This window comes from Corynebacterium simulans, from assembly GCF_001586215.1.
In the GTDB taxonomy this organism is placed as follows: domain Bacteria; phylum Actinomycetota; class Actinomycetes; order Mycobacteriales; family Mycobacteriaceae; genus Corynebacterium; species Corynebacterium simulans.
In genome coordinates, this window is record NZ_CP014634.1 from 2,198,016 (window position 1) to 2,222,782 (window position 24,767).

Annotated in this window: 25 protein-coding genes; 17 read left to right on the forward strand and 8 right to left on the reverse strand. The window is 61.3% G+C overall.

Going from position 1 to position 24,767, the window contains the following annotated elements; all coding sequences use genetic code 11:
• Positions 1–19: 19 nt before the first annotated feature.
• Positions 20–1,891, reverse strand: coding sequence for an ABC transporter ATP-binding protein (locus WM42_RS10290; RefSeq protein ID WP_062037916.1), 1,872 nt, complete (start codon positions 1,889–1,891; stop codon positions 20–22).
• A gap of 148 nt (positions 1,892–2,039) precedes the next feature.
• Between WM42_RS10290 and WM42_RS10295 the strand changes: the two genes are divergently transcribed.
• Both WM42_RS10295 and idi read left to right on the forward strand, forming a co-directional pair.
• The gene (locus WM42_RS10295) at positions 2,040–2,582 is read left to right on the forward strand and encodes a hypothetical protein (RefSeq protein WP_061925781.1); all 543 of its coding nucleotides are present in this window, start codon (positions 2,040–2,042) and stop codon (positions 2,580–2,582) included.
• Positions 2,579–3,121, forward strand: a complete 543-nt coding sequence (idi, locus tag WM42_RS10300; RefSeq protein ID WP_061925785.1) for an isopentenyl-diphosphate Delta-isomerase — start codon at positions 2,579–2,581, stop codon at positions 3,119–3,121. Before WM42_RS10295 ends, idi begins: the two co-directional genes overlap by 4 nt.
• Here the strand turns inward: idi and WM42_RS10305 are convergent.
• Positions 3,116–4,405 (reverse strand): carboxylesterase family protein, encoded by a 1,290-nt coding sequence (locus WM42_RS10305; RefSeq protein ID WP_062037919.1) that lies wholly within the window; start codon positions 4,403–4,405, stop codon positions 3,116–3,118. The genes idi and WM42_RS10305 overlap by 6 nt on opposite strands.
• A gap of 33 nt (positions 4,406–4,438) precedes the next feature.
• Here WM42_RS10305 and WM42_RS13335 point away from each other — a divergent pair, with 33 nt between their 5' ends.
• Positions 4,439–4,636, forward strand: a complete 198-nt coding sequence (locus WM42_RS13335) for a hypothetical protein (RefSeq protein WP_070433034.1) — start codon at positions 4,439–4,441, stop codon at positions 4,634–4,636.
• 11 nt (positions 4,637–4,647) lie between these two features.
• Positions 4,648–4,809 (forward strand): hypothetical protein, encoded by a 162-nt coding sequence (locus WM42_RS13470; protein WP_162839579.1) that lies wholly within the window; start codon positions 4,648–4,650, stop codon positions 4,807–4,809.
• Between the two features lie 9 nt (positions 4,810–4,818).
• On the opposite strand, the gene malQ is transcribed toward WM42_RS13470, so the two are convergent.
• A complete protein-coding gene (gene malQ / locus WM42_RS10310; protein WP_062037922.1) occupies positions 4,819–6,912 on the reverse strand; it encodes a 4-alpha-glucanotransferase in 2,094 nt (697 codons plus the stop codon).
• 97 nt (positions 6,913–7,009) lie between these two features.
• Between malQ and WM42_RS10315 the strand changes: the two genes are divergently transcribed.
• Positions 7,010–8,845, forward strand: coding sequence for an AMP-dependent synthetase/ligase (locus tag WM42_RS10315; protein ID WP_062037925.1), 1,836 nt, complete (start codon positions 7,010–7,012; stop codon positions 8,843–8,845).
• Positions 8,846–9,009: 164 nt separating this feature from the next.
• Positions 9,010–9,696, forward strand: a complete 687-nt coding sequence (locus WM42_RS10320) for a hypothetical protein (protein ID WP_061925799.1) — start codon at positions 9,010–9,012, stop codon at positions 9,694–9,696.
• 85 nt (positions 9,697–9,781) lie between these two features.
• On the opposite strand, the gene WM42_RS10325 is transcribed toward WM42_RS10320, so the two are convergent.
• The 3 genes from WM42_RS10325 to WM42_RS10335 form a co-directional block, all read right to left on the reverse strand.
• Positions 9,782–10,621, reverse strand: a complete 840-nt coding sequence (locus WM42_RS10325) for a PDDEXK family nuclease (RefSeq protein WP_062037928.1) — start codon at positions 10,619–10,621, stop codon at positions 9,782–9,784.
• 274 nt (positions 10,622–10,895) lie between these two features.
• The gene (locus WM42_RS10330) at positions 10,896–11,939 is read right to left on the reverse strand and encodes a CNNM domain-containing protein (RefSeq protein ID WP_062037930.1); all 1,044 of its coding nucleotides are present in this window, start codon (positions 11,937–11,939) and stop codon (positions 10,896–10,898) included.
• Positions 11,939–13,318: a hemolysin family protein gene (locus tag WM42_RS10335; protein ID WP_062037933.1), complete on the reverse strand. Its 1,380-nt coding sequence runs from the start codon at positions 13,316–13,318 to the stop codon at positions 11,939–11,941. The genes WM42_RS10330 and WM42_RS10335 overlap by 1 nt, the downstream gene beginning before the upstream one ends.
• A 153-nt stretch (positions 13,319–13,471) precedes the next feature.
• Here WM42_RS10335 and hemW point away from each other — a divergent pair, with 153 nt between their 5' ends.
• The 11 genes from hemW (at position 13,472) to WM42_RS10390 (ending at position 23,859) form a co-directional block, all read left to right on the forward strand.
• Positions 13,472–14,605: a radical SAM family heme chaperone HemW gene (hemW, locus tag WM42_RS10340; protein WP_062037936.1), complete on the forward strand. Its 1,134-nt coding sequence runs from the start codon at positions 13,472–13,474 to the stop codon at positions 14,603–14,605.
• 32 nt (positions 14,606–14,637) lie between these two features.
• Positions 14,638–15,666, forward strand: a complete 1,029-nt coding sequence (gene hrcA / locus WM42_RS10345) for a heat-inducible transcriptional repressor HrcA (RefSeq protein ID WP_062037939.1) — start codon at positions 14,638–14,640, stop codon at positions 15,664–15,666.
• 56 nt (positions 15,667–15,722) lie between these two features.
• On the forward strand, positions 15,723–16,871 hold the full coding sequence (gene dnaJ / locus WM42_RS10350) for a molecular chaperone DnaJ (protein ID WP_062037942.1): 1,149 nt from the start codon (positions 15,723–15,725) through the stop codon (positions 16,869–16,871).
• Positions 16,871–17,593 (forward strand): 16S rRNA (uracil(1498)-N(3))-methyltransferase, encoded by a 723-nt coding sequence (locus WM42_RS10355; protein ID WP_062037945.1) that lies wholly within the window; start codon positions 16,871–16,873, stop codon positions 17,591–17,593. The genes dnaJ and WM42_RS10355 overlap by 1 nt, the downstream gene beginning before the upstream one ends.
• 9 nt (positions 17,594–17,602) lie before the next feature.
• A complete protein-coding gene (locus WM42_RS10360) occupies positions 17,603–18,595 on the forward strand; it encodes a PhoH family protein (RefSeq protein WP_062037948.1) in 993 nt (330 codons plus the stop codon).
• Positions 18,596–19,198, forward strand: coding sequence for an rRNA maturation RNase YbeY (gene ybeY / locus WM42_RS10365; protein WP_062037951.1), 603 nt, complete (start codon positions 18,596–18,598; stop codon positions 19,196–19,198).
• Between the two features lie 50 nt (positions 19,199–19,248).
• A complete protein-coding gene (gene pdxY, locus WM42_RS10370) occupies positions 19,249–20,097 on the forward strand; it encodes a pyridoxal kinase PdxY (protein ID WP_061923993.1) in 849 nt (282 codons plus the stop codon).
• Between the two features lie 183 nt (positions 20,098–20,280).
• Positions 20,281–21,174: an endonuclease domain-containing protein gene (locus tag WM42_RS10375; protein WP_062037954.1), complete on the forward strand. Its 894-nt coding sequence runs from the start codon at positions 20,281–20,283 to the stop codon at positions 21,172–21,174.
• Positions 21,175–21,362: 188 nt separating this feature from the next.
• A complete protein-coding gene (gene era, locus WM42_RS10380; RefSeq protein ID WP_062037957.1) occupies positions 21,363–22,352 on the forward strand; it encodes a GTPase Era in 990 nt (329 codons plus the stop codon).
• A 24-nt stretch (positions 22,353–22,376) separates the two neighbouring features.
• Positions 22,377–23,096, forward strand: coding sequence for a DNA repair protein RecO (recO, locus tag WM42_RS10385; protein ID WP_062037960.1), 720 nt, complete (start codon positions 22,377–22,379; stop codon positions 23,094–23,096).
• Positions 23,097–23,106: 10 nt separating this feature from the next.
• On the forward strand, positions 23,107–23,859 hold the full coding sequence (locus WM42_RS10390; protein WP_082787686.1) for an isoprenyl transferase: 753 nt from the start codon (positions 23,107–23,109) through the stop codon (positions 23,857–23,859).
• Between the two features lie 27 nt (positions 23,860–23,886).
• Here WM42_RS10390 and WM42_RS10395 read toward each other — a convergent pair whose 3' ends face one another.
• A complete protein-coding gene (locus WM42_RS10395; RefSeq protein WP_061923981.1) occupies positions 23,887–24,303 on the reverse strand; it encodes a Fur family transcriptional regulator in 417 nt (138 codons plus the stop codon).
• Between the two features lie 33 nt (positions 24,304–24,336).
• Positions 24,337–24,639 (reverse strand): ArsR/SmtB family transcription factor, encoded by a 303-nt coding sequence (locus tag WM42_RS10400; protein ID WP_062037963.1) that lies wholly within the window; start codon positions 24,637–24,639, stop codon positions 24,337–24,339.
• Positions 24,640–24,767 lie beyond the last annotated feature (128 nt).

Consider the following 24,767-nt stretch of genomic DNA (forward strand, 5'->3'; position numbering starts at 1 on the left):
AAAGCAGGCAACAGGTTTATTATTCTTCCGTCTCAGCGGCGGTGTTTTCGACGAATCCGTAGCGCTTCAAACGCTCACGGTCTGCACGCGAGCTGGACTGGGTAAGGCGCAGCAGCTCGGCATAGATGCCGCCGGACTGGGACAACTGCGCCGGCGAACCAATCTCATCAATGCGGCCTTTATCCAGGGTGATGATGGTATCCACGTCGGCGATGGTGGACAGGCGGTGGGCGATGATCAGCGTGGTGCGATTCTTCATCAGCTCATCCAGGCCTGCCTGCACGGCGCGTTCGGCCTTGGTATCCAGCGCAGAGGTGGCCTCGTCCAGGACCAAGATCGGCGCGTCCTTGAGCATCGCACGTGCCACGGCAACGCGCTGCTTCTGTCCGCCCGAAAGCTTTAGGCCGCGCTCGCCAATGACGGTGTCGTAGCCCTGCGGGAAAGCCTCGATGAAGTCGTGGGCATTGGCGCGCTTGGCGACGTCGATTATCTCCTGCTCGCTCGCACCGGGCTTGCCGTAGGCGATGTTTTCGCGGATGGTGCCCGAGAACAGATAGGACTCCTGGAAGACCACGCCGACAGAGGCGCGCAGGCACGCGGCCTTGAGTTCGTCGACGTCGTGGCCCAGCACGCTAAGGCGGCCGGCGGTGGGGTGGTAGAGGCCGAGCAGCAGATTGACCAGCGTGGACTTGCCACCGCCAGATTCGCCGACCAAAGCCACCTTGTGGCCTTCCTCGGCAGCAAAGGTGATTTCTTCGACCACGGGCTTGTCTTCTTCATAGGAAAAGGACACGTCCTGGAAAGCAAAGATCGGCTTGCCCGGCGTCGGCTCCAAAGGCTGAACCGGTTTGAGGTCAAGCACCGGGGCGTCGGAAGCCGTGGTGGCCTCGATGAGGCCCTTGTTCGCCGTCGGCTCGAAGTTTTCCTCCATGACCTTGAAATAGTCCTTGGAACCGGCGATGGCGCGCTGGGCCGTGTCCACAATCCAGCTCATCATGAACACCGGCTGCTTGGCCAGGTTGACCAGCTGCAAGATCATGACCATATCGCCGATGCTGAAATGGCCATGGAGGGTGCGCCAGAACACGATGGCGTAGATGCCCAAGAAGATGAGGGACATGGCCACGCCGCGCAGGGTATCCATGGAGTGCCACCAGCGCGACTGCGGCTTGGTGGTATCGACGATGCGGCGGTAGAGCTTGCCGAAGCTATCGAGCTCGCGCACCTCCGCCACGAAGGACTTGGTCACTTTAACCTGGCCGATGACCTCAGCAAAGCGGCCATTGGCCTGGTCCACATCGGCATTCTTTTTCCCCTCGTATTTTTGCCAGCGCGTCGAGGTCATGGCGGTAAGCCACATGTACAGCGGAAACAGCAGCGTGAGCAGGATGGCCAGCGGCCAGTAGTAAATGCCCATGATGACCAACACCGCGATGGCCTGAATCAGCATGGTGAAGAAGTTGTTGGAGAAGGACTGCACAAACTGCGTGATATTGGAGATTGAGCGATCCAGCCGGGCGATGATGGTGCCGGTGACCTGATTGTCGTAGTAGGCCTGCGGCACGGAAAGCAGCTTGGCAAAGTAGCGAGTGGACAGGATCTGACGCAGGCGCGCCACCATGACGTCGCCGATATAGCCGCCGACGTTTTTAATCAGGTTGCCCAGGGCGTCGGCAGCAAACAATGCGATGACCAGCCACATGACGGTGCGCAGGGCGCTTTCGGCCGGGGTGTTGCCCTGCAAGGACTCAACGATGGCGTCGGTTGCCTCGCGGACCAAGAAGGGCGAGATGAGCGAGAGCACCGCGGTCACCGTGGCGGTGGCAAGCACTCCCAAATAAAAAGGCCACAGCGCAGAAGCACTGCGAGTAATGCGCAAGATGGAGTTCATAAAGCTAGCTAGCGCCTCTCAATTCTGAGGTAGGGGTGAGAAAGATTCGAGAAGGAACAGTATGCCACCTGTACGGCAATAAACACTGACTAGGTTAAGGTATTAAAGAAAAGTTTTGATCCGTCCCAAAAGCAAAAAGGAATTCGCGGTGAATAGGTCTCTGAAGTTGATTGCTGCTGTGGCAGCAATCGGTACCCTTGCCTCCGGTTGTGCCATCCTGCAGCCAGAGGAAACCGGATTGGGCGAAGACATCGTGGTTTCTAGCTCGGAAGAGCCGCCTTATGAGCCCAAAGATGTAGACAACAAGGAGATCTCCTCCGACTTGGGCGCCAAGGTCAAAGACGATGGCCTGAACGTCGAGTGGGATCTGCAGGGCGTATATAGCGACTCCGTGCAGGGATCCGTGGTGACCATCAAGCTGCACAACCTCAATGACCAGGCCCTGCCTGTTGATGCTTTCGAGGAGCCCGTCCTCGAGCGCGCTGACGGCAATGGCGGTTGGTCCAAGATTGAGCTTTTGCCTTATGACCCAGAGGCCAACGCCGACGTAGCCGCGCCGGGCCTGGACCTGCCTCTGGGCGCGGGTGCTTCGACGAACCTGCAGTACCGCTTCAACGTCACCCCGGGCAACCTCTGGAATGCCCGCTTTAGCATCGGCAATGTCACCTACGTGGGAGACCTCAACCTATGACAGAACTCGTAGTCCTCGCCGGCCCCGACGGACTACCTGCCGGAACAGCTGATAAAGCGGCCGTTCACACCACGGATACCCCGCTGCACTTCGCGTTTTCTGCGTGGGTTATAGCAGGCGGCAAGGTGCTTGTGACCCGCCGCGCGCTGGCAAAGCAGACCTGGCCTGGCGTATGGACCAATTCTTTTTGTGGCCATCCAGCGCCGGGGGAGGACAACGTCTCGGCGGTGCTGCGTCGGGCGCACTTCGAGCTGGGCATCCACGCGGAGGCGGACCAGGTGCGCGAGGTTCTACCAGACTTTTCTTATCGGGCCGTTGATTCCTCCGGCATCGTCGAGCATGAGATCTGCCCGGTCTTCGTCTTGGAGCTCCCGGAGGATGTGCAGCTGCACCCGAATCCTGATGAGGTGGATTCCATCGCGTGGGCAGCACCCGCCGCGCTTATCGACGCCGCGGATTCCGCCCCGTTTGCTTTTAGCCCCTGGATGGTTGAGGAAATTGCAGAGGTCCCGCTGCGCGAGGCCATTTCTGCGCTATAGCAGCCCGCCGGCGCGGGTGTCCTCGCTGAAAGCGGCGGCCACGTAATCGAGGCTGGCGTAAGCAACTCGCTGCTTGCCGCTATCCATCTCGTATTCCCAGATGGCGTGGTCGGGGCGATACTCCGGGAAACCGGTCTCGCCGGTGCAGGTAAATTCTTGGAGCCAGCGGTTGAGTCTTTTCGTGGAGTCGTTGTTGTGCACGCCGAAGAGATAGCGCAGCTCGGCGCAGTGGAGTGCCGGGCCATCGGCGCGGGTGAATTCGATCATCCAGGTAGGGCCAGGGGCGTCGGCACCTGCTTGTGCCACCCAGCGGCGAATATTGCCATCGCCAATCATGCGGCCCAGCGGGCGGGTTTCGTCCAAATAGTTGGCCACCTGCATCCAGGTATCTACCGAGTTGCGTGGGAATCCGAACTTGGGCGCGAGATAGCGCGCGATAAGCCTGCGGAACGGGCTGGCGTCGGCCTTCTGTGCGGAGGCTACGTCGTAGAACTCGTCGTGGGTAGAGCCGAGCACCAGCGGGATGTCGGCGAGCTCGCGGGCGTCGAAAGGCGCGGGGCCCAATGCCAGGCCGTATTTGTACTTCTTTGCAAACTTGCGGTAGCCCGCCTCCAGCTTTTCTTGTGGCAGGCTCTCTAGCGAGCCGCGGGTAATCGCGGTGCCCATGGCCTGGCGCAGCGTGGCCTTGCGCTCCTCGAAGGGCTGCAACGGGAAGGCTGGGGAAAGCGCGACAACGCGGCGGAAAGCGCCACGGTAGTGGTCGCGGCGCATCAGCCACAACGCGGTGGTGGCGCCGGCTGATTGGCCGATGAGCGTGACGTTAGTGGGGTCGCCGCCGAAGGACTCGATGTTGCGCTGGATCCATTCGAGCGCCAGCTGGCAATCATCGATGCCGCGGAAGCGGAAGGCCTCGTCGTCGCGGAAGCTCGCAAAGCCTGGCAGCCCCACTCGGTAGCCCACCTGCACCTGCACGATTCCGGCCTGCGCGTTGGCGGTGCCTTCGGCGCGTGGATCCTCGTGGGTGCCATGTTCGTAGCGCCCGCCGTGGATGTAGACCAACACTGGGGCATCCGTGGTCTTGGCAGGCGCGGTGATAGTCAGCGCAACCGCCTCCGGACGCGGAACACGTGCGTCCTGGTCGCGAGGTGTCTGAAGCGGCCGCGCATCGGCGAAGTCGCTGGGGATCTCCGAATAGTCCACGGAGTGGAAGTAATTGACCGTATCAGTGGTGTATCCGGTGATCGTGCCTGCCGGGCATGTGACGTGAACTGGCGTGTTAGTCATACGGGCTAGAGTACTCGGCTAAAATCCCGCTTTATGGAATGGTGGACAAATTTGACGGGTGCTCTATCGCAGGCGATGGTGCAGGCGCCGGTGTGGCTGCAAATGCCGGTGCTCATCGCGGTGGCGGTGCCGCTGCTTGCGCTCGCAGCCTGGGCATTGATGTTCGCCATCGACTTCACGGCCCGCCACCTGAAGGGGCCGAAGAAGACTTCCACTTCCGCCACCCGCTAAGCTTGGAAACCATGTCAACGCCCGAAGATCCGCGCGAAGGCCTCTGGGATCCCGAACGCAATCAAACTCCTGCACCCCGCAAGCGCGCCCTGCCAAAGTCACGCGTCAGCCTGACGCTGTGGACGATGATCGCGCTCGTCGTTGTGGTGGCAATCATCGGCCTGTTTATTTAATCGTTTTATTTAATCGCCGCGGCGGGCGCTAGCGCGTGCCATTTTCTGGAACAACTCGTTGCTTTCCAAGTCCTCAATGAGCACGGGCGTGCCCGTTGAATCACACAACGGCACGCACCAGTTGGGGTAGAGATCCTTCGTGGTGCCGGGCTGATTCTGCGCGCGAACGTCGCCCACCATGTCCACCAGGCTCGTACTCGTTAGCGCCGAAGGCGTGCCGGCGATGTAGCGGTGCAAAGCCAAGACAACCTCTTCCTCTGGCTCGCGCCGCGGCAGCAGCCCGGTGCGCTCCACCTCATTCAGAAGCCGTGCCTGCCACTTGCGGTCATCTGCTACTTCCTCGGCCACGGAGCGGGTGAGCACGCCCAGCCGTGCACGCAGCGCGATATGCTCGCCGCGCAGATAAGCCAGGGTCGGCGGAAGATCATGCGTGCCCACGGAGGCAAGCGCTAAGCGGCGATATGCGTGCTGCGGCAAGGGCGACTCGTTATCCTCGGCGCGCTCGAACCACACGATGGAAGTTCCCAGCACCCCGGTCTCTGCCAGCACATGCTGAATCCACGGCTCGAGAGTGCCCAAGTCCTCGCCCACGAGCACCGCTCCTGCCCGCTGGGCCTCCAGTGCGAGAATGCCGAGCATGGCCTCGTGGTCGTAATAGACATAGGTGCCGTTCTGCGGCGACGTCATGCGCGGAATCCAAAACAGGCGGAACAACCCCAAGATGTGGTCCACCCGCACGCCGCCCGAGTGGCGCAGGATGGTCTGCAACATCTCTCGCCACGGCCTATAGCCCGACTCCGCCAGGCGCACCGGGTGCCACGGTGGCTGGGACCAGTCCTGGCCCTGCTGGTTGTAATCATCAGGCGGGGCACCCACGGAACTCTGCGGCGCGAGGTATTCGGCGAGGTTCACCGCGTCCGCGCCACCCGGGTGCACGCCTACGGCTAGGTCGGTGACCAGCCCGATGCGCATGCCCGCCTCCTTGGCGCGACGCTGCGCGTCAGCCAACTGCTCATCGCACAAGAACTGCAGCCAGGCATAAAAACGCGCGAGTTCTCCGGCCTCTTCCTCCACCGCATGACGCTGGCCCGTGCGCAGCGAAAGCTCTTGCTCGGCACACCAGCGCGCGAAGTCCTGTAGGCCTTTGCCCTCTGCCTGCTGGAATTCCAAGAACTTATTTTGGCGCTCAGCAGAAAATTCCAGGTTATAAAGCTCTTTTAATACTTGGAGTTTGGCTTCATAGATGCAATCGCGCTCAATTTCAGCGGCACTGCGGTTGCGCTCGCGGAACTCGGCGGCGAGCTCGTGGACGTCGTCAAGCAGCTCCGGGGAAAGCTGCTGCAGCTCCGGAATGGACTCGATGTTGAGGTAGAGCGGATTGATAAAACGCCGCGTGGTGGGAAGATACGGCGAATCCTCTACAGGTGGCACCGGCTCGGCGGCATGCAGGGGATTAATCAGCAGAAAATCGGCGAAAGGCGCCACCGTTTGCGCCAGGCGCCCCAAATCCTGGAAGTCGCCGATGCCCCAGGAATTTTCCGAGCGCACCGAATACAGCTGCGCCATCACGCCTGCGGCAGGGCGCTCTAGGTACGGGTCAGCGGTGTTAAGACGTGCCGGGGTGATGATCAGTGGGCATGAATGCGCGCCTATGCCCGGCGAGGACATTTGGATTTCGTGAAAGCCCAGCGGCAGATCCCCCGGAATGTGGAAGGTGGCCTCGCCCCAGTGGGTACCGGCGACGTCGGCAGGCGGGACATTGTTTTCGTCCTGATAGACCTGGCGGAGCTGCCCATCTTCGAGCTCTACCTGGATATCCACCGGCTGGCCCGCATGCACGTGCACGAGGAATTGCTTCTCGACGCCCTCTTTGGCCACCACGCACGGCGGCAACGGGCGCGATGCCCGCTCTAAGTAATCCTCGTAGAGCAGGTGTGTCAGGCGCTCCTCGCTCGCGCGGTCTTCCACCGCCACGCCCAATGCGCGCAGGGTATAGGCGATTGTTTCATCCGTTACATAAATGGGGTAGCCGGATTGGGAGGAGTACTTGGCGGCAACGCCATGGCGCTGGGCGAGTTCTTCGAGCAGTTCACGCGTAGTCACAGGCCACATTCTGCCACGGTTTTAGGCCACACGCCGGGGGATCGGTTGATAGAGTGGGCTGGAGTTATATAGATGTGCGAAAGGATATCCAGTGACTATGCAAGAAGCGCACACTCCTGCAAAGTTTGAAATCGAAGACGGTGAAACCTGTCTAACCCGCATGATGGCCACGGCGAAGGCGCGCCCACACGGCGTGATGTTTACCCGCCCGGCCAGCTATGAGTGGGTTAACGTCACTGCCAAGCAGTTCGTCGAAGAGGTCTATGCAGTTGCAAAGGGCCTTATTGCCGCTGGCGTGGAGCAGGGAGATCGCGTGGTCTTGCTGTCAAACACCCGCTACGAGTGGTCGCTGCTGGATTTCGCAATCTGGGCTGCCGGCGCAGCTTCGGTGCCCATCTACCCATCCTCCTCGCTGTCCCAGGTGCAGTGGATCGTGGAGGACTCCGGCGCGGTGCTGGCGATTACTGAATCGCGCGAGCACTCTGAGCTGGTGGCGCACCTGAAGCTGCAGGAGGACGGCAAGCCGGCGCTGAAGAATTCGCCTTCGCAGCTGCGCCGCATCCTGGAGATCAACTCCTCGGCCATCGATACCTTGATGTTTGAGGGCCGCGAGCTTTCCGACGACGTCGTTGACGCCCGCATCGCTGCCACCAAGACCGACGATCTCGCGTCTTTGGTCTATACCTCCGGCACCACCGGCCGCCCGAAGGGCTGCATCCTGACCCACCGTAACTGGCTGGCGGAGACTTTGGGCCTGCTGACCAACCCGATTGGCGGCATCGCCGTGCCGGGCAACCACGTGTTGACCTTCCTGCCGCTGGCCCATGTGCTGGCGCGTGCAGTATCCCTGGCCGTTGCCATGAGCGGTGCTTCGCAGAATCACTGGTCTGACTTCAGCACCATCACCATCGAGTTCCAGCGATCCCGCCCGAACCTGATTCTGGGCGTGCCGCGCGTATTCGAAAAGGTGCGCAACGGTGCGGCTGCCAAGGCCAAGGAGGGCGGCCCAATTAAGGCGGGCATCTTCCGCGAGGCCGAGAAAGTGGCCATTGAGTACTCGCGTGCGTTGGACACCGCGGAGGGGCCAGACCGCGTGCTGCGTGCAAAGCACAAGCTCTTTGACCGACTAGTGTACTCCACCATTCGTGAAGCGATGGGCGGCGAAGTGAAGTACTGTATCACCGGTGGTTCGGCGATGAGCCATGACCTGCTGCACTGGTTCCGCGGCATCGGTGTGACCGTCTACGAAGGCTACGGGCTTACCGAGGTTGCGGCAGCTGCAGCCGTGGACTTTGAGAATCAGAAGATCGGTACCGTTGGCCCGCCACTGGAGGGCACCACCATCCGTGTCAACGAAGACGGCGAAATCATGATCAAGGGCGACATCGTCTTCAAGGGCTACTGGAATAATCCAGAGGCCACCGCGGATGCTCTGGAAGATGGCTGGTACAACACCGGCGACTTGGGCGAAATTATGGATTCCGGCCACGTTGTCATTACCGGCCGTAAGAAGGACCTCATCGTTACCGCAGGCGGCAAGAACGTCTCCCCAGGGCCGATGGAGGACATGCTGCGTGCGCACCCGCTTATTTCCCAGGCGATGGTCGTGGGCGACGGCAAGCCATTCATCGGTGTGCTGCTGACCCTGGAGGAGGACCAGCTCAAGCGATGGAAGGCTGACCACAATATCCCGGCCAACCGTTCCATGCGCGAGGTGGCTACCGACGCCACGCTGCGTGCGGAAATCCAGGACGCTATCAACCAGGTCAACACCACTGTCTCCCATGCGGAGGCTATTAAGAAGTTCTACATTCTGGAATCTGACCTGACTGAGGAGGACAACGAGCTGACCCCAACGATGAAGGTCAAGCGCTATGTTGTGGCACAGCGCTACGCTAACGCGATTGACCACATCTACTCGAAGAAGCAGTAGGCATTTAGGGCCGGCGGGTGCTTCGCCGGCTCCCCGCAATTTTCAAGTCTGTGAGTTTGTTCGGAGTGTCGCGCAGATCGTTCACAGGATCTGGAATAAAGTCAGCACTCGTTACAGAGAAGTCTCAACCTCAACTAGAGGTTAGTTTTGCGGAAAGGACCGGCATGCACAAAATCGCCGCCGAGCTACGTCACCGCGAGCTGACTCAGGAGATTTACAACATCGGCGACGAAGTCGTCGAGTATATCGAGCACCTCATCGAGGCAATTGAGGATTGGGACGATGAACTCGCACTGGACTGCCTGGCGGAACTCGGCGACATCGTCGAGGATGCCCGCATCGATTCCGGACGCTGCGTAGGCGAGCTGATTGGCCTGCGCCACGCGCTGGTCTCAGGGGTGCGCTCGGGCACTATCTCCGCCGCCGCATCTGGCAACAACGATATCGCCGAGCCAGAGCAGCTCACCGCGCGCAGCCTGGATGCCGCCTTTGCGATTGATTCCCCGACCATTGTGGTCTCCGAGCTCGCTGCCACGCTGCGCGGCCGCACTGGGGCGGTGGCGGATTACCTGCGCGAGCTGGTGGATTATGTGCTCGGCCAAACCGACGCCGTGGCCCGCAACCTGGACATGATTTCCCTGCCGCATCTGTACAAGCGTGCCGGTCAATCCGCGCTCATCGCGGTGCAGGCTTGGCGCCATACCGTCGTCGAAGCCCACCCAGCCTACGTGCGAACGATGCGTGGTCACAACCCGCCGCCGTTCTTAGAAGAGCGTGCTCGGGTTAACGCTGTGGTGGCCCGCGTGCGTGCCAAGCGCGAAGCTGCGCGACAGGCCGCGACTACCGCTTAAGAGCCAATAAATAGACTTCCTTGTTGCCAACACACAAGGAGACACCAACACCGCCGATTCCCTCGTTCGGCGGTGTTTGTCTTTTCTAGCTCGCCTTAACCGCGTGCGCCTGCGCCACCATGTGCAGCGTCCTCCGGCAGGTATCTGGATCTTTGGCTAATTGCTCGGGCGTAAATTGAACTACTCGGTATCCCAAGGAGCGCAGGTATGCCGTGCGGCTCGAGCGCCGGGATAGGACCGCTTGCGGGCCAATCTCGACGATGATGGCCTCTTCGATGAGCAATGCCTCGATGCCAGGCGCCACGCGTTGCTGCGGCTTGGCATCTAAGCCCAGCTCCACAGCCAGTGCGCGCACGAGTGACTCGAAAGGCGAGCGCGATAGGGAGCTGGCGCAGGCAATTGCCTTGCGGGCTGCTGCGGCATTATGCACGCGCCCTAAGCCATCGACCTCGGCTTGCAGCTGGGCAGGGCTAATACCCATGTTTAACGCTGAGTCTGCGGCGATGAGACCGTGGCGGAAGCCGTGGTAACGCGCGACGTCGGCAACCGCGCGGGCAATGCTAACCACGCGCGCACCGTCGATGGTTTCTACGTCCCCGACCATGGTCTTGCGGTAGCAGCGTCCCGGCGCATGGCGGTTATGGCGGGGCAGGCTGCCGCAGGGAAGCGCTAGCTCGACCGGGTCGTCGGGGCAGGGGAGCAGCCAAAGGTCATGCAGGAGTGCGGCGGACTTGCTAATCAGTACCGCGGTATAAGAGCTGCGGGCTATGGCTATGCATTCGAGGCGCTGGCGTTCGACGGCGGAAAGCGCTAAGTATTTCTCGCGGTCTACGGCCATGCGCGGTGCTAGCTGCAAAAGTGTGCCGGATTTAAGGTCATTGGATGTGGCGGGCTTGGCTGGGTGGATGGTCTCAAGAGTGGTCATGGCACTAGCTTCGCCCGCCGCGGGTGTGTAGCTCTAGAGGCAATTTTGAAAGCTGTGGATAACTTGTTGGTGGCGTCAACAACTGGCTGTGAAATTTTGTTGCTGAACCCCCAGCCCTAGAAAACCAGCCCTGGAAACCCAGACGTCGTGGTCGCGATTTTTAAGAGTTGAAAAATATTTTCTCGCGACCACGACGTCTGGGGTTCCAGGGCTGGGTATTTGCGGGGAAGGGGTAGAGGAAGCGGGAAGGGGGGGCAGGAAGGAGGGCTGGGCGCTAGTTAGCCAAGTCCAACTGCTCCGTAATCTGCGGCCACAGCTGGCCCATGATGTCATCCCACGTCAGAATCCACATCGCTTTATCCTTGTCCGCCTTGCCTACGGCCACGAGCTGCTCGTTGCGAGCGCGCATGTGGTCCAAGGTCTTCTGGACAGTCAGCGAGGAGGAAACCGTCAGCGCGGGGCGGGAGAACTCGAGCACTGGCGTGTCCGGTTCGGCGAGGAGCGTATCGCGCACGTGCACGATACGCGGCACGCGGGAATCCTTCGGGAAGACCAGCACGCGCATGATGGACTTGCGGGTGACCAAGTCATGGAGTTCAGCCACCGTAGCGTCGGGAGACAGCGGGACGACCTGGGAGCCGTGCTCGCGAGCCAGCGCGCCAACGGTAGAGGCCTCCAACTCAATTACGCCGGTGATCTGGTTCGCCGAATCATCGTCCAGAGTGCCCGTCTCGCGGGAATGCTCCACCAAGTGGCGCAGGGTATCCGCGTCGTAGCCGGCGGCACCGGCCCTGTCGACGGGCTCCTCGCCAGTCCAGCGCACCATCGCATTCGCCATGTGGTTAATCCACTTCAGCAGCGGGCGGAAGAGCCAGATGAAGCCGCGGGCAGGAACCGCGATGAGCTGCAGCGCGGTCTCCGGGTGGGTAATCGCCCAAGACTTCGGCGCCATCTCGCCGATGACCAGGTGCAGGAAGGTCACGATGAACAGCGCCAAAATAAACGAGACCACGTCGGCCACGCCCAGCGGCAGGCCGAGTGCCTCCAGCGGGGTCATGAGCAGGTGGTGGACCCACGGCTTGGTCACTGCACCCAGTACGAAGGTCGCCGCCGTAATACCCAGCTGTGCGCCGGCGAGCATGATGGTCAGCTCGTTCAAAGAGCGCAGGCCCGAGCGCGAGGCGCGGGAGGTCTCAGCGGTTTCTTCCAAACGGTTGCGGCGCGCGCCCATCATCGAAAACTCGATGATGACGAAGAAAGCCGAGGCGGCGATGATAACAAGCGTGATGAGGAGGTTAAACCACCAAGTATCAGTCATTAGTTCTCCTCCTCCGTTTGATCGGCGTATTCCTCAATGAGCTCCAGTGCCAAGGTCGACGGCACGTGGCGGTCAATCTCCTCGACGCGCATGTGCAGCTTTCGCACTGGGGCGTCGTCGCGCTCTACCCAGTCATCCGGCTCCGCCTCGAGCTCGATCGTGTACTCCTCGCCCTCCTCAGGCAGCGCGCCGGAGTGGGAAATCAGCAGGCCAGCCACGGTCTCGAAGTCGCCTTCTGGCAGATCGTGGCCGATGGCGCGCTCGATTTCGTCAATCGGTGTATCGCCATCGACGAGCCAGTGGGACTCATCCTGCTCGGTGATTTCCTCGGTCTCTTCGATGTCGTGCTCGTCGCTGACATCGCCCAGGATCTCCTCGGCTAGGTCTTCCATGGTCACGATGCCGACGAAGCCGCCGTACTCGTCGATGACGCAGGCCAGCTTGTCGTTGGCGTCGCGCAACTCGGTCACGACGTCGGGAAGCGGCATGAGCTCTGGCACCACAACGGCGGGCTGCATGATCTCGGTGGCCGCGGTGGCGTCGGGAAGCTGCGTTCCCAGCACATCGAACAAGTGCACCACACCGATGGGGTTGTGTTCATCGTCGATGATGGGGTAGCGCGTGTGATCCGTGGACATCATCTCGCGAACCTCGCCGATGGTGGTCTGCGGATCGATGACGTCGACACGGGAACGCGGAATCATCGCGTGCTCGACGTCGTGTTCCGGGAAGTCCAACAGGCGGTCCAACACGAGGTAGGTTGCCTCGTCGATGTCGCCGGCCTCGTGGGAGGCATCCACGATGGACTCGAGATCATCGGTGGTGGCGGAAGAATCCACGTCTTCTACAGGCTCGATGCCGAAGACCTTCAAGATCGCATTCGAGGCGTACTCAAAGAAGTGAATAAGCCAGCCGAAAATGCGCAGGTACCACATGGTGGAGGTGGACAAGAACAATGCCGTCTTCATCGGGGCTGCGATGGTGTAGTTTTTGGGGAATAGCTCCGCAAAAAGCATCGTGGCGATGGTGGAGATGAAAAGCGCTGCCACCGTGCCAATGGTGATGGAAACGCCGGCGGGAATGCCCACGCCGCCCAGCAGCTCACCCAAGCCGCGGCCCACCAGGGGTTCGGCCACATAGCCAATCAGCAGGCCCGTGATGGTGATGCCCAGCTGGGCACCGGAGAGCATGAAGGAGGTGCGCTGGGTAATTTTCAGGGCACGCTCAGCTGTCTTATTGCCCTCGGAAGCCATGGAGCGCAGCTGCGCGCGGTCCACCGACATGAAAGAAAATTCTTGCGCAACGAAGTACGCGTTCGCGACGATAATCAGGCCAATGACCAGAAATCCCGCCAAAATCATAAGGATTGCTTGCAACATGGCCTACCCCGCCTGCCATTCGGTGAGGCGGGGACATCGACTCGGAGGTTCCACTGAAGCTGCCTTTCTATTTATGGGAAACTGCAGAATAGATTACATCCTTCAACGTACCGGTGGGTTATTTAGTTCCTGGCCCAAGCTAGCCTAGAGGGCATGTCTCAAGACTTTGGCCTCTATATCCACGTTCCCTTTTGCTCTTCGCGGTGCGGGTATTGCGATTTCAATACCTATACCCCAGGTGAGCTGGGCGGCGATCTGACCGCCGCATACCTGGACGCCCTCGAGTGCGAGCTGGGCATGGCGGCGCAGCAGGTGGGAAGGCCGGCGCAGACCGTATTCATCGGCGGCGGCACGCCTTCGATGTTGGGCGCCGAGGGGCTTAGCCGCATTCTGGCCCGCGTGAAAGAGACTTTTGGTTTGGCCCCAGGGGCGGAGGTGACCACGGAATCGAATCCGGAGTCGACGGACCCGCGCTATTTCGAGCAGCTGCGCGAGGCGGGGTTTACGCGCATTTCGCTGGGCATGCAGTCGGCGTCGGATAGCGTGCTGCGAGTGCTTGAGCGTGCGCATACCCCGGGCCGGGCTTTCGACGCCGCGCGTGAGGCCCGCGCCGCAGGTTTCGAGCACGTAAACCTGGACATGATCTATGGCACGCCCACGGAGACTGACGACGACGTGCGGCTTACCCTTGACCGCGTCCTCGAAACGGGAGTCGACCACGTCAGCGCGTATTCGCTCATCGTAGAAGACGGCACCCGGATGGCGCGCAAGGTGAAAAAGGGAATCTTGTCTGCACCCGACGAGGACGTGCTGGCAAGGCGCTATGAGGCCGTCTCTGCGACGCTCGAAGCGGAAGGCTTCGAGTGGTACGAGGTCTCCAACTGGGCCAAGCCCGGCGGCGAGTGCGAGCACAACCGCATCTACTGGGTCGACGGCAACTGGTGGGGCGCGGGCCCTGGCGCGCACTCGCATTTGAACGACGAGCGCTTTTATAACGTGAAGCTGCCGCGCCGCTACATCGAAATGCTGGGCCGCGAGGAACTTCCTATCAAGGAACGCGAGGTTTTGACCGAGGCCGAGCGGCACACCGAAAAGATCATGCTCGGTCTGCGCTTGCGCGAGGGCATTCCGGCCAACTGGCTGGCTCCGGGTGCGGAGCCGGTCATCGCGGACTACATCTCCCGTGGGTTGCTGCAGCGCGCCGGCGACCGGCTGTGCTTGACCAAGCCGGGGCGCCTTTTGGCAGACGGCATCATCACCGACTTGTTGGTTGCCGAGGAAGCTTAAAGGCCACGGCGAAGGTAGGTAACATAGGGCGCATGTCCAATTCCACTGATGCTCGCCGCCGCGAGGTTCTGCGCGCCATTGTGGCGGACTATATTGCCTCCCAGGAGCCCGTGGGGTCCAAGTCCCTGCTGGAGCGTTATCAGCTGGGCGTTTCCTCCGCTACCATCCGCAACGATATGGCGGTGCTGGAATCGGAGGGCCTGATTGCCCACGAGCACACCAGCTCCGGGCGCGTGCCCACGCAGAAGGGTTACCGCCAGTTCGTCGATTCGCTGCACGACGTAAAGCCTTTGTCTGCGCCGGAGCGCCGTGCCATGCTGACCTTCTTGGAAGGCGGCGTCGACCTGGAGGATGTACTGCGCCGCAGCGTGCAGCTGCTTGCTCAGGTGACCAAGCAGGCGGCGGTGGTGCAGATGCCCAACCTCAAGGTTTCGCGCGTGAAGCACTGCGAGGTCGTGGCGCTTTCGCCAGTGCGCCTGTTGTTGGTGCTCATCACGGATAACGGGCGCGTCGATCAGCGCAACGTCGAGCTGGACAGCATCATCGACCCACTGCAGACCGCACGCTTACGCGACGTCCTCAACAACGCCTTGGAGGGCAAGACGCTAACCGACGCCTCGGTGGAACTTGCCAGCCTCGTCGAAACCTCCCCGCTGGACATCCGCCCGCACGTGCTCAATGCCGCCACGACTCTCATCGAGACGTTGGTGGAGCGCCCCTCCGACCGCCTGCTCATGGCTGGTACCTCTAATCTCACGCGTATCGCGCGAGACTTCCCAGAAGGGCTGCCCTCGCTCATCGAGGCTCTCGAAGAGCAGGTCGTGGTGTTGAAGCTTTTGGCTAGCGTGCCGGATTTGGGCAACGTCTCCGTCGTCATCGGTGAGGAGAATGAGGAGGACAAGCTGCGGCAGGCATCCGTCGTCGCCACTGCGTACGGCGCCGGCAATGAAACGTTGGGCGGCCTTGGCGTTGTAGGCCCGACCTATATGGATTATTCGGGAACAATCTCGAAGGTTGGCGCTGTTGCACGCTATGTAAGCGAAGTTCTGGCCGGCGAGTAAGCTGGCACGGAAAACTTTTCCCAGTGACTCTAATTTTAGATAAGGACTTTCATTAAGTGGCTCGTGACTATTACGGCATCCTTGGTGTAGAAAAATCCGCAACCGACGCCGAAATTAAGAAGGCCTACCGCAAGCTTGCCCGCAAGTATCACCCGGACGTTAACCCGGGCGATGAAGAGGCGGCGGAGAAGTTCCGCGAGGCCTCCCTCGCGCAAGAGGTGCTCCTGGATCCGCAGAAGCGCCAAATCGTTGACATGGGCGGCGACCCAATGGAAGAGCGCGGCGCTGCTGGCGGCGGCTTCGGCGGTGGTTTCGGTGGCGGCGGCCTAGGCGACATCTTCGCTGAGTTCTTCGGCGGTGGAGCAGGTGGCTCCCGCGGCCCGCGCTCGCGCGTGCAGCCGGGCAATGACGCCCTGCTGCGCACCACCATTAGCCTGGAAGAGGCCTATTCCGGCCTGAAGAAGCAGGTCACCGTCGATACCGCTGTGCTCTGTGACCGCTGCGAGGGCACGGGTTCTGCCTCCAAGTCCAAGCCAGTTACCTGTGATGGTTGTGGCGGCATGGGCGAGGTTCAGGAGATGCAGCGCAGCTTCCTGGGCAACGTTATGACCTCCCGCCCGTGCCCGAAGTGCCAGGGCTTCGGTGAAGTCATTACTGATCCTTGCAACCACTGTGGTGGCGATGGCCGCGTGAAGAAGCGCCGCGATCTCACTGTAAATATCCCGGCCGGTATTGGTGATGGCATGCGCATCCGCATGGCCTCTCAAGGCGAGGTCGGCCACGGCGGCGGCCCGGCGGGCGATCTTTATGTGGAGGTTTCCACCAAGCCGCACGCCGTCTTTGAGCGCAACGCTGACGACCTGCACCTGACCGTGCGCGTACCGATGGTCGATGCCGCACTGGGCACCAACTTCACCATCGATCAGCTAGATGGCGAGGAGCTCAACATCGACATCGAGCCGGGCACCCAGCCGGGCGAGTCCATCAAGGTCGAGGGCAAGGGCATGCCGCGCCTGCGCACCGACGGCTTTGGCAACCTCTTCGCGCACGTCGACGTCGTGGTGCCGAAGGAGCTGGACAAGAAGACCCGCGAGCTGCTCGAGAAGGTCCGCGATTCTCGCGACGAGGGCGCCCGCGTCCGCGAGACCGGCGACGGCCAAGAGGAGTCCTTCTTCTCCCGCATCCGAGATAGGTTCCGCCGTTAATGTCTCTGCCCGTCTTCATTCATCCTGATCTCTCGTTGGCTAGCGTTGGCGAGCCGGTGGGGCTCGAAGGTCCCGAGGGCCGCCACGCGGTGACGGTTAAGCGCCTTAGCGTAGGGGAGCGGCTCAAGCTCATCGACGGCACGGGCACCGCCGCCCTGGCCACCATCCAGTCCGTTTCGGGCAAGGATCATTTGGCCGCGCTTGTCGACGCAGTGACTTTTGCGCCCGAGCCCAACCCCCGCGTCGTGGTGGTCCAAGCCATCCCGAAGTCGGAACGCTCGGAGCTCGCGGTGGACCTTGCCACCCAGGCAGGCGCCGATGAGATCATCGCTTGGCAGGCAGATCGCTGCGTGGCCAAGTGGGATGGAAAGAAGGCTCCGAAGGCGCTCGCGAAGTGGGAGGCGGCAGCGACTGCTGCTGCGAAACAGTCCCGCCGCGACCGCATCCCGCAGGTTACTGGCCCCTTGACCACCCCGCAGCTAGCTCAGCTCATTGCCGGGCAGACGGCCTACGTCTTGCACGAGGAAGCCACCGACTCTATTCGGGAGGTTCCGCTGGAGGGCACCATTTATCTCCTCGTCGGCCCCGAAGGAGGCATCGGCGCCGAGGAGCTGGAGCGCCTGCAAGCCCATCCGATTAAGTTAGGCCCGGAGGTCTTACGCACGGCGTCGGCAGCCATGGTGGCCCTTGCCGCAATCGGCGTGCGCACCGCACGCTGGTAGCCTGTTGGGGTGCCTATTATCACTAAGAAGTTTGAGCTTGACTCCGTATACGTCGCGACCGTGCTCGGCAACGCTGACGATAACCTGCGGGTGCTCAACAACCTACTGGATGCAGACTTCTTCGCGCGCGGAACCACGGTCACGGTAACCGGCCCTGACTATGAGGTGGCCCGCGCCGCGAAGGTGCTCGACGAGCTCGAGGCGATTGCTCGCCGCGGCCATCACGTCAGCACCGATACCGTGAAACACACCGTGGACATGATTGCGGTGGAAGCGCCGCAATCGGTCTCCGCGGCGATGGCAGCCGATATCGTGCGCCGCCGTGGCAAGTCCGTACGCCCAAAGACGGTGGGCCAATCCGAGTACGTCCAGGCCATTGATGACAACACCGTGGTCTTCGGCATCGGCCCCGCAGGCTCTGGCAAGACCTACCTGGCGGTGGCCAAGGCCGTGCAGGCCCTGCAGACCAAGCAGGTCTCGCGCATCATCTTGACCCGCCCAGCAGTTGAGGCCGGCGAGAAGCTGGGCTTTCTGCCTGGCACTCTAAATGACAAGATCGACCCGTACCTGCGCCCGCTTTACGACGCCCTGCGCGACATGATGGATCCAGAGATGATCCCGAAGCTTATGGAAGCAGGCATCATCGAGGTCGCCCCGCTGGCATACATGCGCGGCCGCACGCTCAACGACGCCTTTGTCATCCTCGACGAGGCGCAAAACACCACGCCGGCGCAGATGAAGATGTTTTTGACCCGTCTGGGCTTTGGTTCGAAGATCGTGGTCACCGGCGATGTTTCGCAGGTGGACTTGCCGCGCGGCCAGGTCTCTGGCCTGCGCTTGGTGCGCCGCATCTTGGACGGCGTGCAGGATATTCACTTTGCGGACCTGGGCTCGAGCGACGTCGTCAGGCACCAGCTGGTCAGCCGTATCGTGAATGCTTATGATGCTGCTGAAGCCGCAGAAGCCTCGGTAGCCGCAGCGCAAGTGAATAAGGAGAACTAAATGTCCATCGAATTCATCAATGAGTCCGGTTTCGACGGCGTCAACGAGGAGATGCTCATCGACGTCGCCTCTTATGCCTTCGGCGCCATGGACATCAACCCGGATGCCGAGTGCACGATCACCGCAGTGGACTTGGATACCATCGCGGACCTGCACGTGCGTTGGATGGATCTGGAAGGCCCGACCGACGTCATGAGCTTCCCGATGGATGAAATCACTCCGGGCGCACTGGGCGCGCGTCCCGACGCCCCCGAGATGGGCCCGTCCATGCTGGGCGATATCGTGTTGTGCCCGGAGTTCGCGCTGCGCCAGGCCGATGCTGCCGGCCACTCTCTGGGCCACGAGCTTGCGTTGCTGACGGTGCATGGCTGCCTGCACCTTTTGGGCTATGACCACGCCACCCCGGCAGAGGAAAAGGAAATGTTCAGCCTGCAGAACGAGCTGCTGGCGGACTGGTATGACAACCTCGCCGCCCGCGGGGTGAGCTACCAGCCTAAGCCCTCGGGCCCCAAGGCCTTCCCGGATGCCGCCGAGCGCGCCAACCTCGACAAAGAGGTCCCCGGCGGTGGAATCCCGGCGGTGGGCGAGCCACAGGAAAATTAATTTCCCCGTTTCGTTGGTGACGTGTTGCGTCACGTTGCACAATAGACGGCATGAATATTCTGTCGATCCAGTCTCACGTCACCTTCGGCCACGTCGGCAACTCCGCCGCAGTATTCCCGCTCCAGCGCGCGGGCCACGAGGTATGGCCGGTGCACACGGTGAACTTCTCCAACCACACCGGTTACGGCGATTGGGGCGGGCCGATGCTTCCGGCATCGGATGTCACCAGCATTATTGACGGCATCGAGAAGCGCGGCGCCTTTGAGAAGATCGACGCAATCCTCTCTGGCTACCAGGGCGGGCCAGACATCGCCGGCGCAATTATCGACGCTGTCAACCGCATCAAGGCCGTCAACCCCAAGGCTTTGTACGCGTGCGATCCAGTCATGGGCAACGCGAAGTCTGGCTGCTTTGTCTCGGACGAAATCCCGCCGCTGCTGCGCGATAAGGTCGTGCCGGTGGCTGACATCATCACCCCGAACCAGTTTGAGCTGGGCTACCTGACTGGCCACGAGGTTGGCACGCTGGAGCAGACCCTCGAGGCAGTGAAGGCTGCGCAGGAGATTGGTCCGAAGACCGTGCTGGTCACCTCGGTAAAGCGCCCGGAGACCCCTGAGGACACCATTGAGATGCTCGCCGTGGACGGCGACCGCGCCTACATCGTTGCCACCCCGCACCTGCCATTCAAGCGCAACGGCTCCGGCGACGTGACTGCCGCGCTGTTTACCGGCCACTACGTCGAAACCCACGATGCGAAGCTCGCGCTCAAGCGCACCGCGTCTTCGGTGTACGACTTGCTGCACAACACTTATGAGGCAGACTCGCAGGAGCTGCAGCTCATTGAGTCCCAGGACGTGTTTGCGAATCCGCAGCTGCAGTTCCAGGTCGAGGAGCTTTAGCGCACCCGCCCCACGCCTTTTGGCAAATACCCAGCCCTGGAAATGCAGCTTTCTGGTGGATTGCGGGGCGTCGGCAAGCGCGGCGAAAAGCGAACAGGAGGTCTGGGTGCCCAGCCCTGGGAATTTGACCATCCTGGCCGCACTTGCCGCGCGCCAGCACCCGCCGCCGGTTAAAAGTAAGGCATGGACAACGCATTACTTTTTGACACAATCGACGCCCACCTTATTGACCTTCGCCAACTATCCAACGTAGACCCGCGCTGGCTGCAACTGCACCACGGCAAAATCGTGCGCGCGGCCTGGTGCTTCGCGCTGCCGAAGCAATTCTGGAACCGGCTCAAACCCTGGGAACGCGACATAGCGCGGGTGTATATCCACGCACGGACCGTGCATAAAGCCGTGCTGATCGGAAAGCCCGCAGCTTTGATACACGGCATTCCCACCATTAGCCGCCCCACCGAATACCCAGCAGTGCTGCCCTCGGGCTCGGTGCCGCAGAAATCCAAGGGGCATTTCTTCGCTTATAAGGCCGCCCGCCTGCACGGGCAAACCACCACGGTCCACGGCATTAAGCTCACCTCGCTGGAGCGTACCGCGATCGACATGGCCCGCCTGCACGGCTTCGAAGAGGGGCTGGTCGCCGCGGATTATGTGCGTGCACAGGTGGGCCGCCGTCGCTTGCAGGATACGTTGGGCGCGCTGGGCCGCGTTAAGGGCGTGGCGACTGCACGCGCCGTGGTGGCCGCGGCCGTGGTTGATTCTGAGTCGCCGTGGGAGTCCTACGCCCGCGCGTTGTTGCTGCGTGCGGGCATACACGTGCGCACGCAGTACATAGTGGGCAAGTACCGCGCTGATTTGGCAATTGACGGCTGGTTGCTCATTGAAATCGACGGCAATGTCAAATACCAAGACAGGCCTGTGGAGGCGATTCGCGCGGAGCACCGCCGCCAGAAGGAGCTGCTCAACATGGGTTATGTGGTCCTGCGCTTTAGTCCGGAGGAGTTGCGCGCCCGGCCGGAGGAGTTTGTCGCGACGGTGCGCCGAATGTTGGCGATGGGTCCGCGGCGCGCGGCATAGATACCCAGCCCTGGAAACCCAGAGGTCCTGTTCGCGTTTCGCCACGCGTGCCGACGCCGCGCAATCCACCAGAAAACTGCATTTCCAGGGCTGGGTATTTGCGAGAGAGAAAGGCCGGTGAAGAGGCCAATGGGCAGCCGCAAACGCGTATGTACTACTGTGACGCGGCTGGGCTATGATAACTAGCAATGAGTACCGATTTTGACGCCGCCTTTGAGAACCTTCCCACCGATGGGGAGGTCCTCGACTACACCGACTACACCGATACCCCGGAAGGGTTCCGCTCGGGGTTCGTGTCCTTTGTCGGCCGCCCAAACACGGGCAAGTCGACTCTCACCAACGCGCTGGTGGGGCAGAAGATCGCCATCACCGCGAACCAGCCCGAGACCACCCGCCACCCCATTCGTGGCTTGGTGCACCGCGATGATGCGCAAGTCATCGTCGTCGACACGCCCGGCCTGCACCGCCCCCGCACCCTACTGGGCGAGCGCCTCAACGAGATGGTCAAGGACACGTACGCGGACGTGGACGTCATCGGCCTGACCATCCCAGCCGATGAAAAGATTGGTCCCGGTGACCGCTGGATTCTGGAAAACGTCCGCAAGGTAGCGCCGAAGACCCCAATCATCGGCATCGTGACCAAGCTGGATAAGGCCAGCAAGGATCAGGTCGGCGCGCAGCTTTTGGCGCTGCATGAGCTGCTTAGCGAGGAGAACCCCGACGCCGTGGTCATCCCGGTTTCGGCCACCCAGCGCGTACAACTGGATGAGCTGACCCAGGTGATCATCGATCACCTGCCAGAAGGCCCGAAGTTCTACCCCGATGATCACATCACCGACGAAGAGCAGGAAAAGCGCATCGCCGAGCTCATCCGCGAGGCCGCACTGTCTGGTTTGAAAGACGAGCTGCCGCACAGCGTGGCCGTCGAGGTTGATGAGATGCTGCCCGATGAAACTCGCCCCGACGTCATGAACGTCCACGCGGTACTTTACCTGGAGCGCCCAGGCCAAAAGCGCATCATCGAGGGCAAGGACGGCCGCCGCTTTACCCGCATCGTGGGCACTGCCCGCAAGGAGATCATCCAGCTGCTGGGCCAGAACGTCTACCTTGACCTGCGCATCAAGGTGCTCAAGAACTGGCAGTCTGACCCGAAGATGCTGGGCCGTCTCGGCTTCTAAAACCCAAGGCTTAAAAACCTAAGTATGCCGAGGGAGAGTTTTCGCGACCGCGCCCTGGTCATCCGCAGCTATGACTTCGGCGAGGCTGACCGCGTCATCGTGCTGCTTACCCGCAGCCATGGCTTGGTGCGCGCGGTGGCCAAGGGCGTACGCAGGGCGAAGTCGCGTTTTGGTTCGCGCCTCCAGCCCTTTGTAAACCTGGATGTGCAGTTGTATCCCGGCCGGAATCTATACACGATTTCGCAGGCCGACACCGTGGACTTTTTTGGCGCCGCCATCATCGGAGATTATGAGCGCTATACCGCCGCCTGCGCCGCACTTGAATCTGCCGAGCGCCTGGCCTTCGCAGATTCTGACCAAGACCCGTTCCTTTATAATGCGCTGGTCGCAACGTTGGAGCGGCTCCAGCACGACGATCCGCTCCTGACGCTGGACCAATTCCTACTTCAGGCAATGGCGCATGCCGGCTGGGCGCCGGGGCTTTTCGATTGCGCGCAGTGCCAGAAGCCCGGACCGCATCATGCTTTCCACCCGGCCGTTGGCGGCGCGACGTGCCACGAGTGCCGCCCGCCAGGCGCCGCCGAGGTGGACCCGGAGACGTTGCATCACATGTGGTTGCTTGCGCATGGACACCCCACGAGCCCTACCTATGAGCAGCGCGGGGAAGCCCACCAACTCATCCGCGCGCATCTGCAGTGGCATTTGGAACGCAAGGTTACCGCGTTGGGGGTCATGGACCAGTAAGATAAGGCGCGTGATTACGCCAGATCCGAACCGAGTTTTAAACCCGCCTGCTATCCCGGAGGAGTTCCTGCCCAAGCACATCGCGCTGGTCATGGACGGAAACGGCCGTTGGGCCGAGGAACGCGGCATGAAGCGCACCGAGGGGCACCGCCGTGGTGAAGCAGTGCTTCTCGACGTCGTCGATGCCTGCCTTTCCATGAACATCCCGTACCTTTCGGCCTACGCCTTCTCCACCGAGAACTGGCGCCGCAGCCCCGAAGAGGTGCGCTTTTTAATGGCGTTTAACCGCGACGTGCTGCGCCGGCAGCGCGAGTGGCTCAACGAGAAGGGCGTGCGTGTGGTTTGGGTGGGCCGCCGCCCACGCCTGTGGCGCTCCGTCATCAAGGAGCTGGAGACTGCGCAGGAGTTGACCAAGGACAACACCCGCATGACGCTGGCGATGTGCGTGAACTACGGTGGGCGCGCCGAGCTTGTCGACGGCGTTCGCAAGCTCGCCGGTCAGGTGGCCAAGGGCGAGTTGAAGCCGAGCTCGATTAACGAGGCGTCGTTAAGCGCGGCGCTCTATGACCCCACCATGCCGGACGTGGATCTATTCCTGCGCCCGTCGGGGGAGAAGCGCACGTCGAACTTCCTGCTGTGGCAGTCGGCGTACGCGGAGATGATCTACCAAGACAAGCTCTTCCCGGATTTCACTCCGGAGGACTTGTACGCCGCGGTAGAAGAATACGCGCGGCGGGATCGTCGTTTCGGCGGTACGAAATAGCTAAAGCTATTTGTTGCGTGGTGCTGCCTAGTTCGCGCGGCAATTGGAGCAGATGCCGAAGATTTCGGCATCGTGGCCGGTTAGCTCAAAGTCGTGCTCGGCAGCCACGTTGGATGCCCACTGCTCGATGGGGCCGCCGTCGATTTCCTCGGTGCGGCCGCACTTGGTGCATACCAAGTGATGGTGGTGGTTAGCGGATTCGCAGTGGCGGTAAAGCGTTTCGCCCGAAGGCATGTGAAGCGCGTCCACTGCATCAATGTCGGAGAGGGATTGCAGGGTGCGGTAGACTGTGGTCAGGCCTACTTTGTGCTCGCGGTCTTGCAACGCCCGGTGAATGTCTTTTGCCGAGGCGAACTTATCTAGTTCACGCAGAACCTCGACGACAGCGGTGCGCTGCTTGGTGTTGCGAGCCCCAAGCTTAGGGATGCTTTCATGGAGAGCCATGCCCGATAGTTTATCAATTAGTTTCCAATAAAGTTAACGGTTAAACAGTGCTGCAGCTTGCTCCAACAAGGAAAGCACCTCGGGGGAGGCCAGCGAGTAGCGCACTTCGCGGCCTGAACGCTTGGAATCGACGATTCCGGCATCTTTTAGTACGCGCAGGTGCTGGCTGATTAGCGGCTGGGATTTGTCGGTTGCGGCCACCAGTTCGTGAACGTAGTGATCGTGGCGGTTAAGGGCCAATACCAGGGTGATGCGCAGGGGTGAATCTAAAGCGCCAATGACGCGGGTAGCGGCGTCGATGTCGAGTGTGTGAAGCGCCGTGGAGGGCTGCGTCATGCAGATCACCTTCAATCCAATTTCTGTTAATCGCTTGAAACAGTACGATACCCCACATCTTGCACAGTGTTGTATAAAATACAAAATTTATTTTCACCCCTCCGCCCACAGGCGGAAGGAGGCAGGAT

Bases quoted from the DNA above. Each gene is read 5' to 3' on its own strand.
- WM42_RS10290 (WP_062037916.1), bottom strand. From the start codon at position 1,891: ATGAACTCCATCTTGCGCATTACTCGCAGTGCTTCTGCGCTGTGGCCT.
- idi (WP_061925785.1), top strand. From the start codon at position 2,579: ATGACAGAACTCGTAGTCCTCGCCGGCCCCGACGGACTACCTGCCGGA.
- WM42_RS10305 (WP_062037919.1), bottom strand. From the start codon at position 4,405: ATGACTAACACGCCAGTTCACGTCACATGCCCGGCAGGCACGATCACC.
- WM42_RS13335 (WP_070433034.1), top strand. From the start codon at position 4,439: ATGGAATGGTGGACAAATTTGACGGGTGCTCTATCGCAGGCGATGGTG.
- WM42_RS13470 (WP_162839579.1), top strand. From the start codon at position 4,648: ATGTCAACGCCCGAAGATCCGCGCGAAGGCCTCTGGGATCCCGAACGC.
- WM42_RS10315 (WP_062037925.1), top strand. From the start codon at position 7,010: ATGCAAGAAGCGCACACTCCTGCAAAGTTTGAAATCGAAGACGGTGAA.
- WM42_RS10320 (WP_061925799.1), top strand. From the start codon at position 9,010: ATGCACAAAATCGCCGCCGAGCTACGTCACCGCGAGCTGACTCAGGAG.
- WM42_RS10325 (WP_062037928.1), bottom strand. From the start codon at position 10,621: ATGACCACTCTTGAGACCATCCACCCAGCCAAGCCCGCCACATCCAAT.
- WM42_RS10330 (WP_062037930.1), bottom strand. From the start codon at position 11,939: ATGACTGATACTTGGTGGTTTAACCTCCTCATCACGCTTGTTATCATC.
- WM42_RS10335 (WP_062037933.1), bottom strand. From the start codon at position 13,318: ATGTTGCAAGCAATCCTTATGATTTTGGCGGGATTTCTGGTCATTGGC.
- hemW (WP_062037936.1), top strand. From the start codon at position 13,472: ATGTCTCAAGACTTTGGCCTCTATATCCACGTTCCCTTTTGCTCTTCG.
- hrcA (WP_062037939.1), top strand. From the start codon at position 14,638: ATGTCCAATTCCACTGATGCTCGCCGCCGCGAGGTTCTGCGCGCCATT.
- WM42_RS10355 (WP_062037945.1), top strand. From the start codon at position 16,871: ATGTCTCTGCCCGTCTTCATTCATCCTGATCTCTCGTTGGCTAGCGTT.
- ybeY (WP_062037951.1), top strand. From the start codon at position 18,596: ATGTCCATCGAATTCATCAATGAGTCCGGTTTCGACGGCGTCAACGAG.
- pdxY (WP_061923993.1), top strand. From the start codon at position 19,249: ATGAATATTCTGTCGATCCAGTCTCACGTCACCTTCGGCCACGTCGGC.
- WM42_RS10375 (WP_062037954.1), top strand. From the start codon at position 20,281: ATGGACAACGCATTACTTTTTGACACAATCGACGCCCACCTTATTGAC.
- era (WP_062037957.1), top strand. From the start codon at position 21,363: ATGAGTACCGATTTTGACGCCGCCTTTGAGAACCTTCCCACCGATGGG.
- recO (WP_062037960.1), top strand. From the start codon at position 22,377: ATGCCGAGGGAGAGTTTTCGCGACCGCGCCCTGGTCATCCGCAGCTAT.
- WM42_RS10395 (WP_061923981.1), bottom strand. From the start codon at position 24,303: ATGGCTCTCCATGAAAGCATCCCTAAGCTTGGGGCTCGCAACACCAAG.
- WM42_RS10400 (WP_062037963.1), bottom strand. From the start codon at position 24,639: ATGACGCAGCCCTCCACGGCGCTTCACACACTCGACATCGACGCCGCT.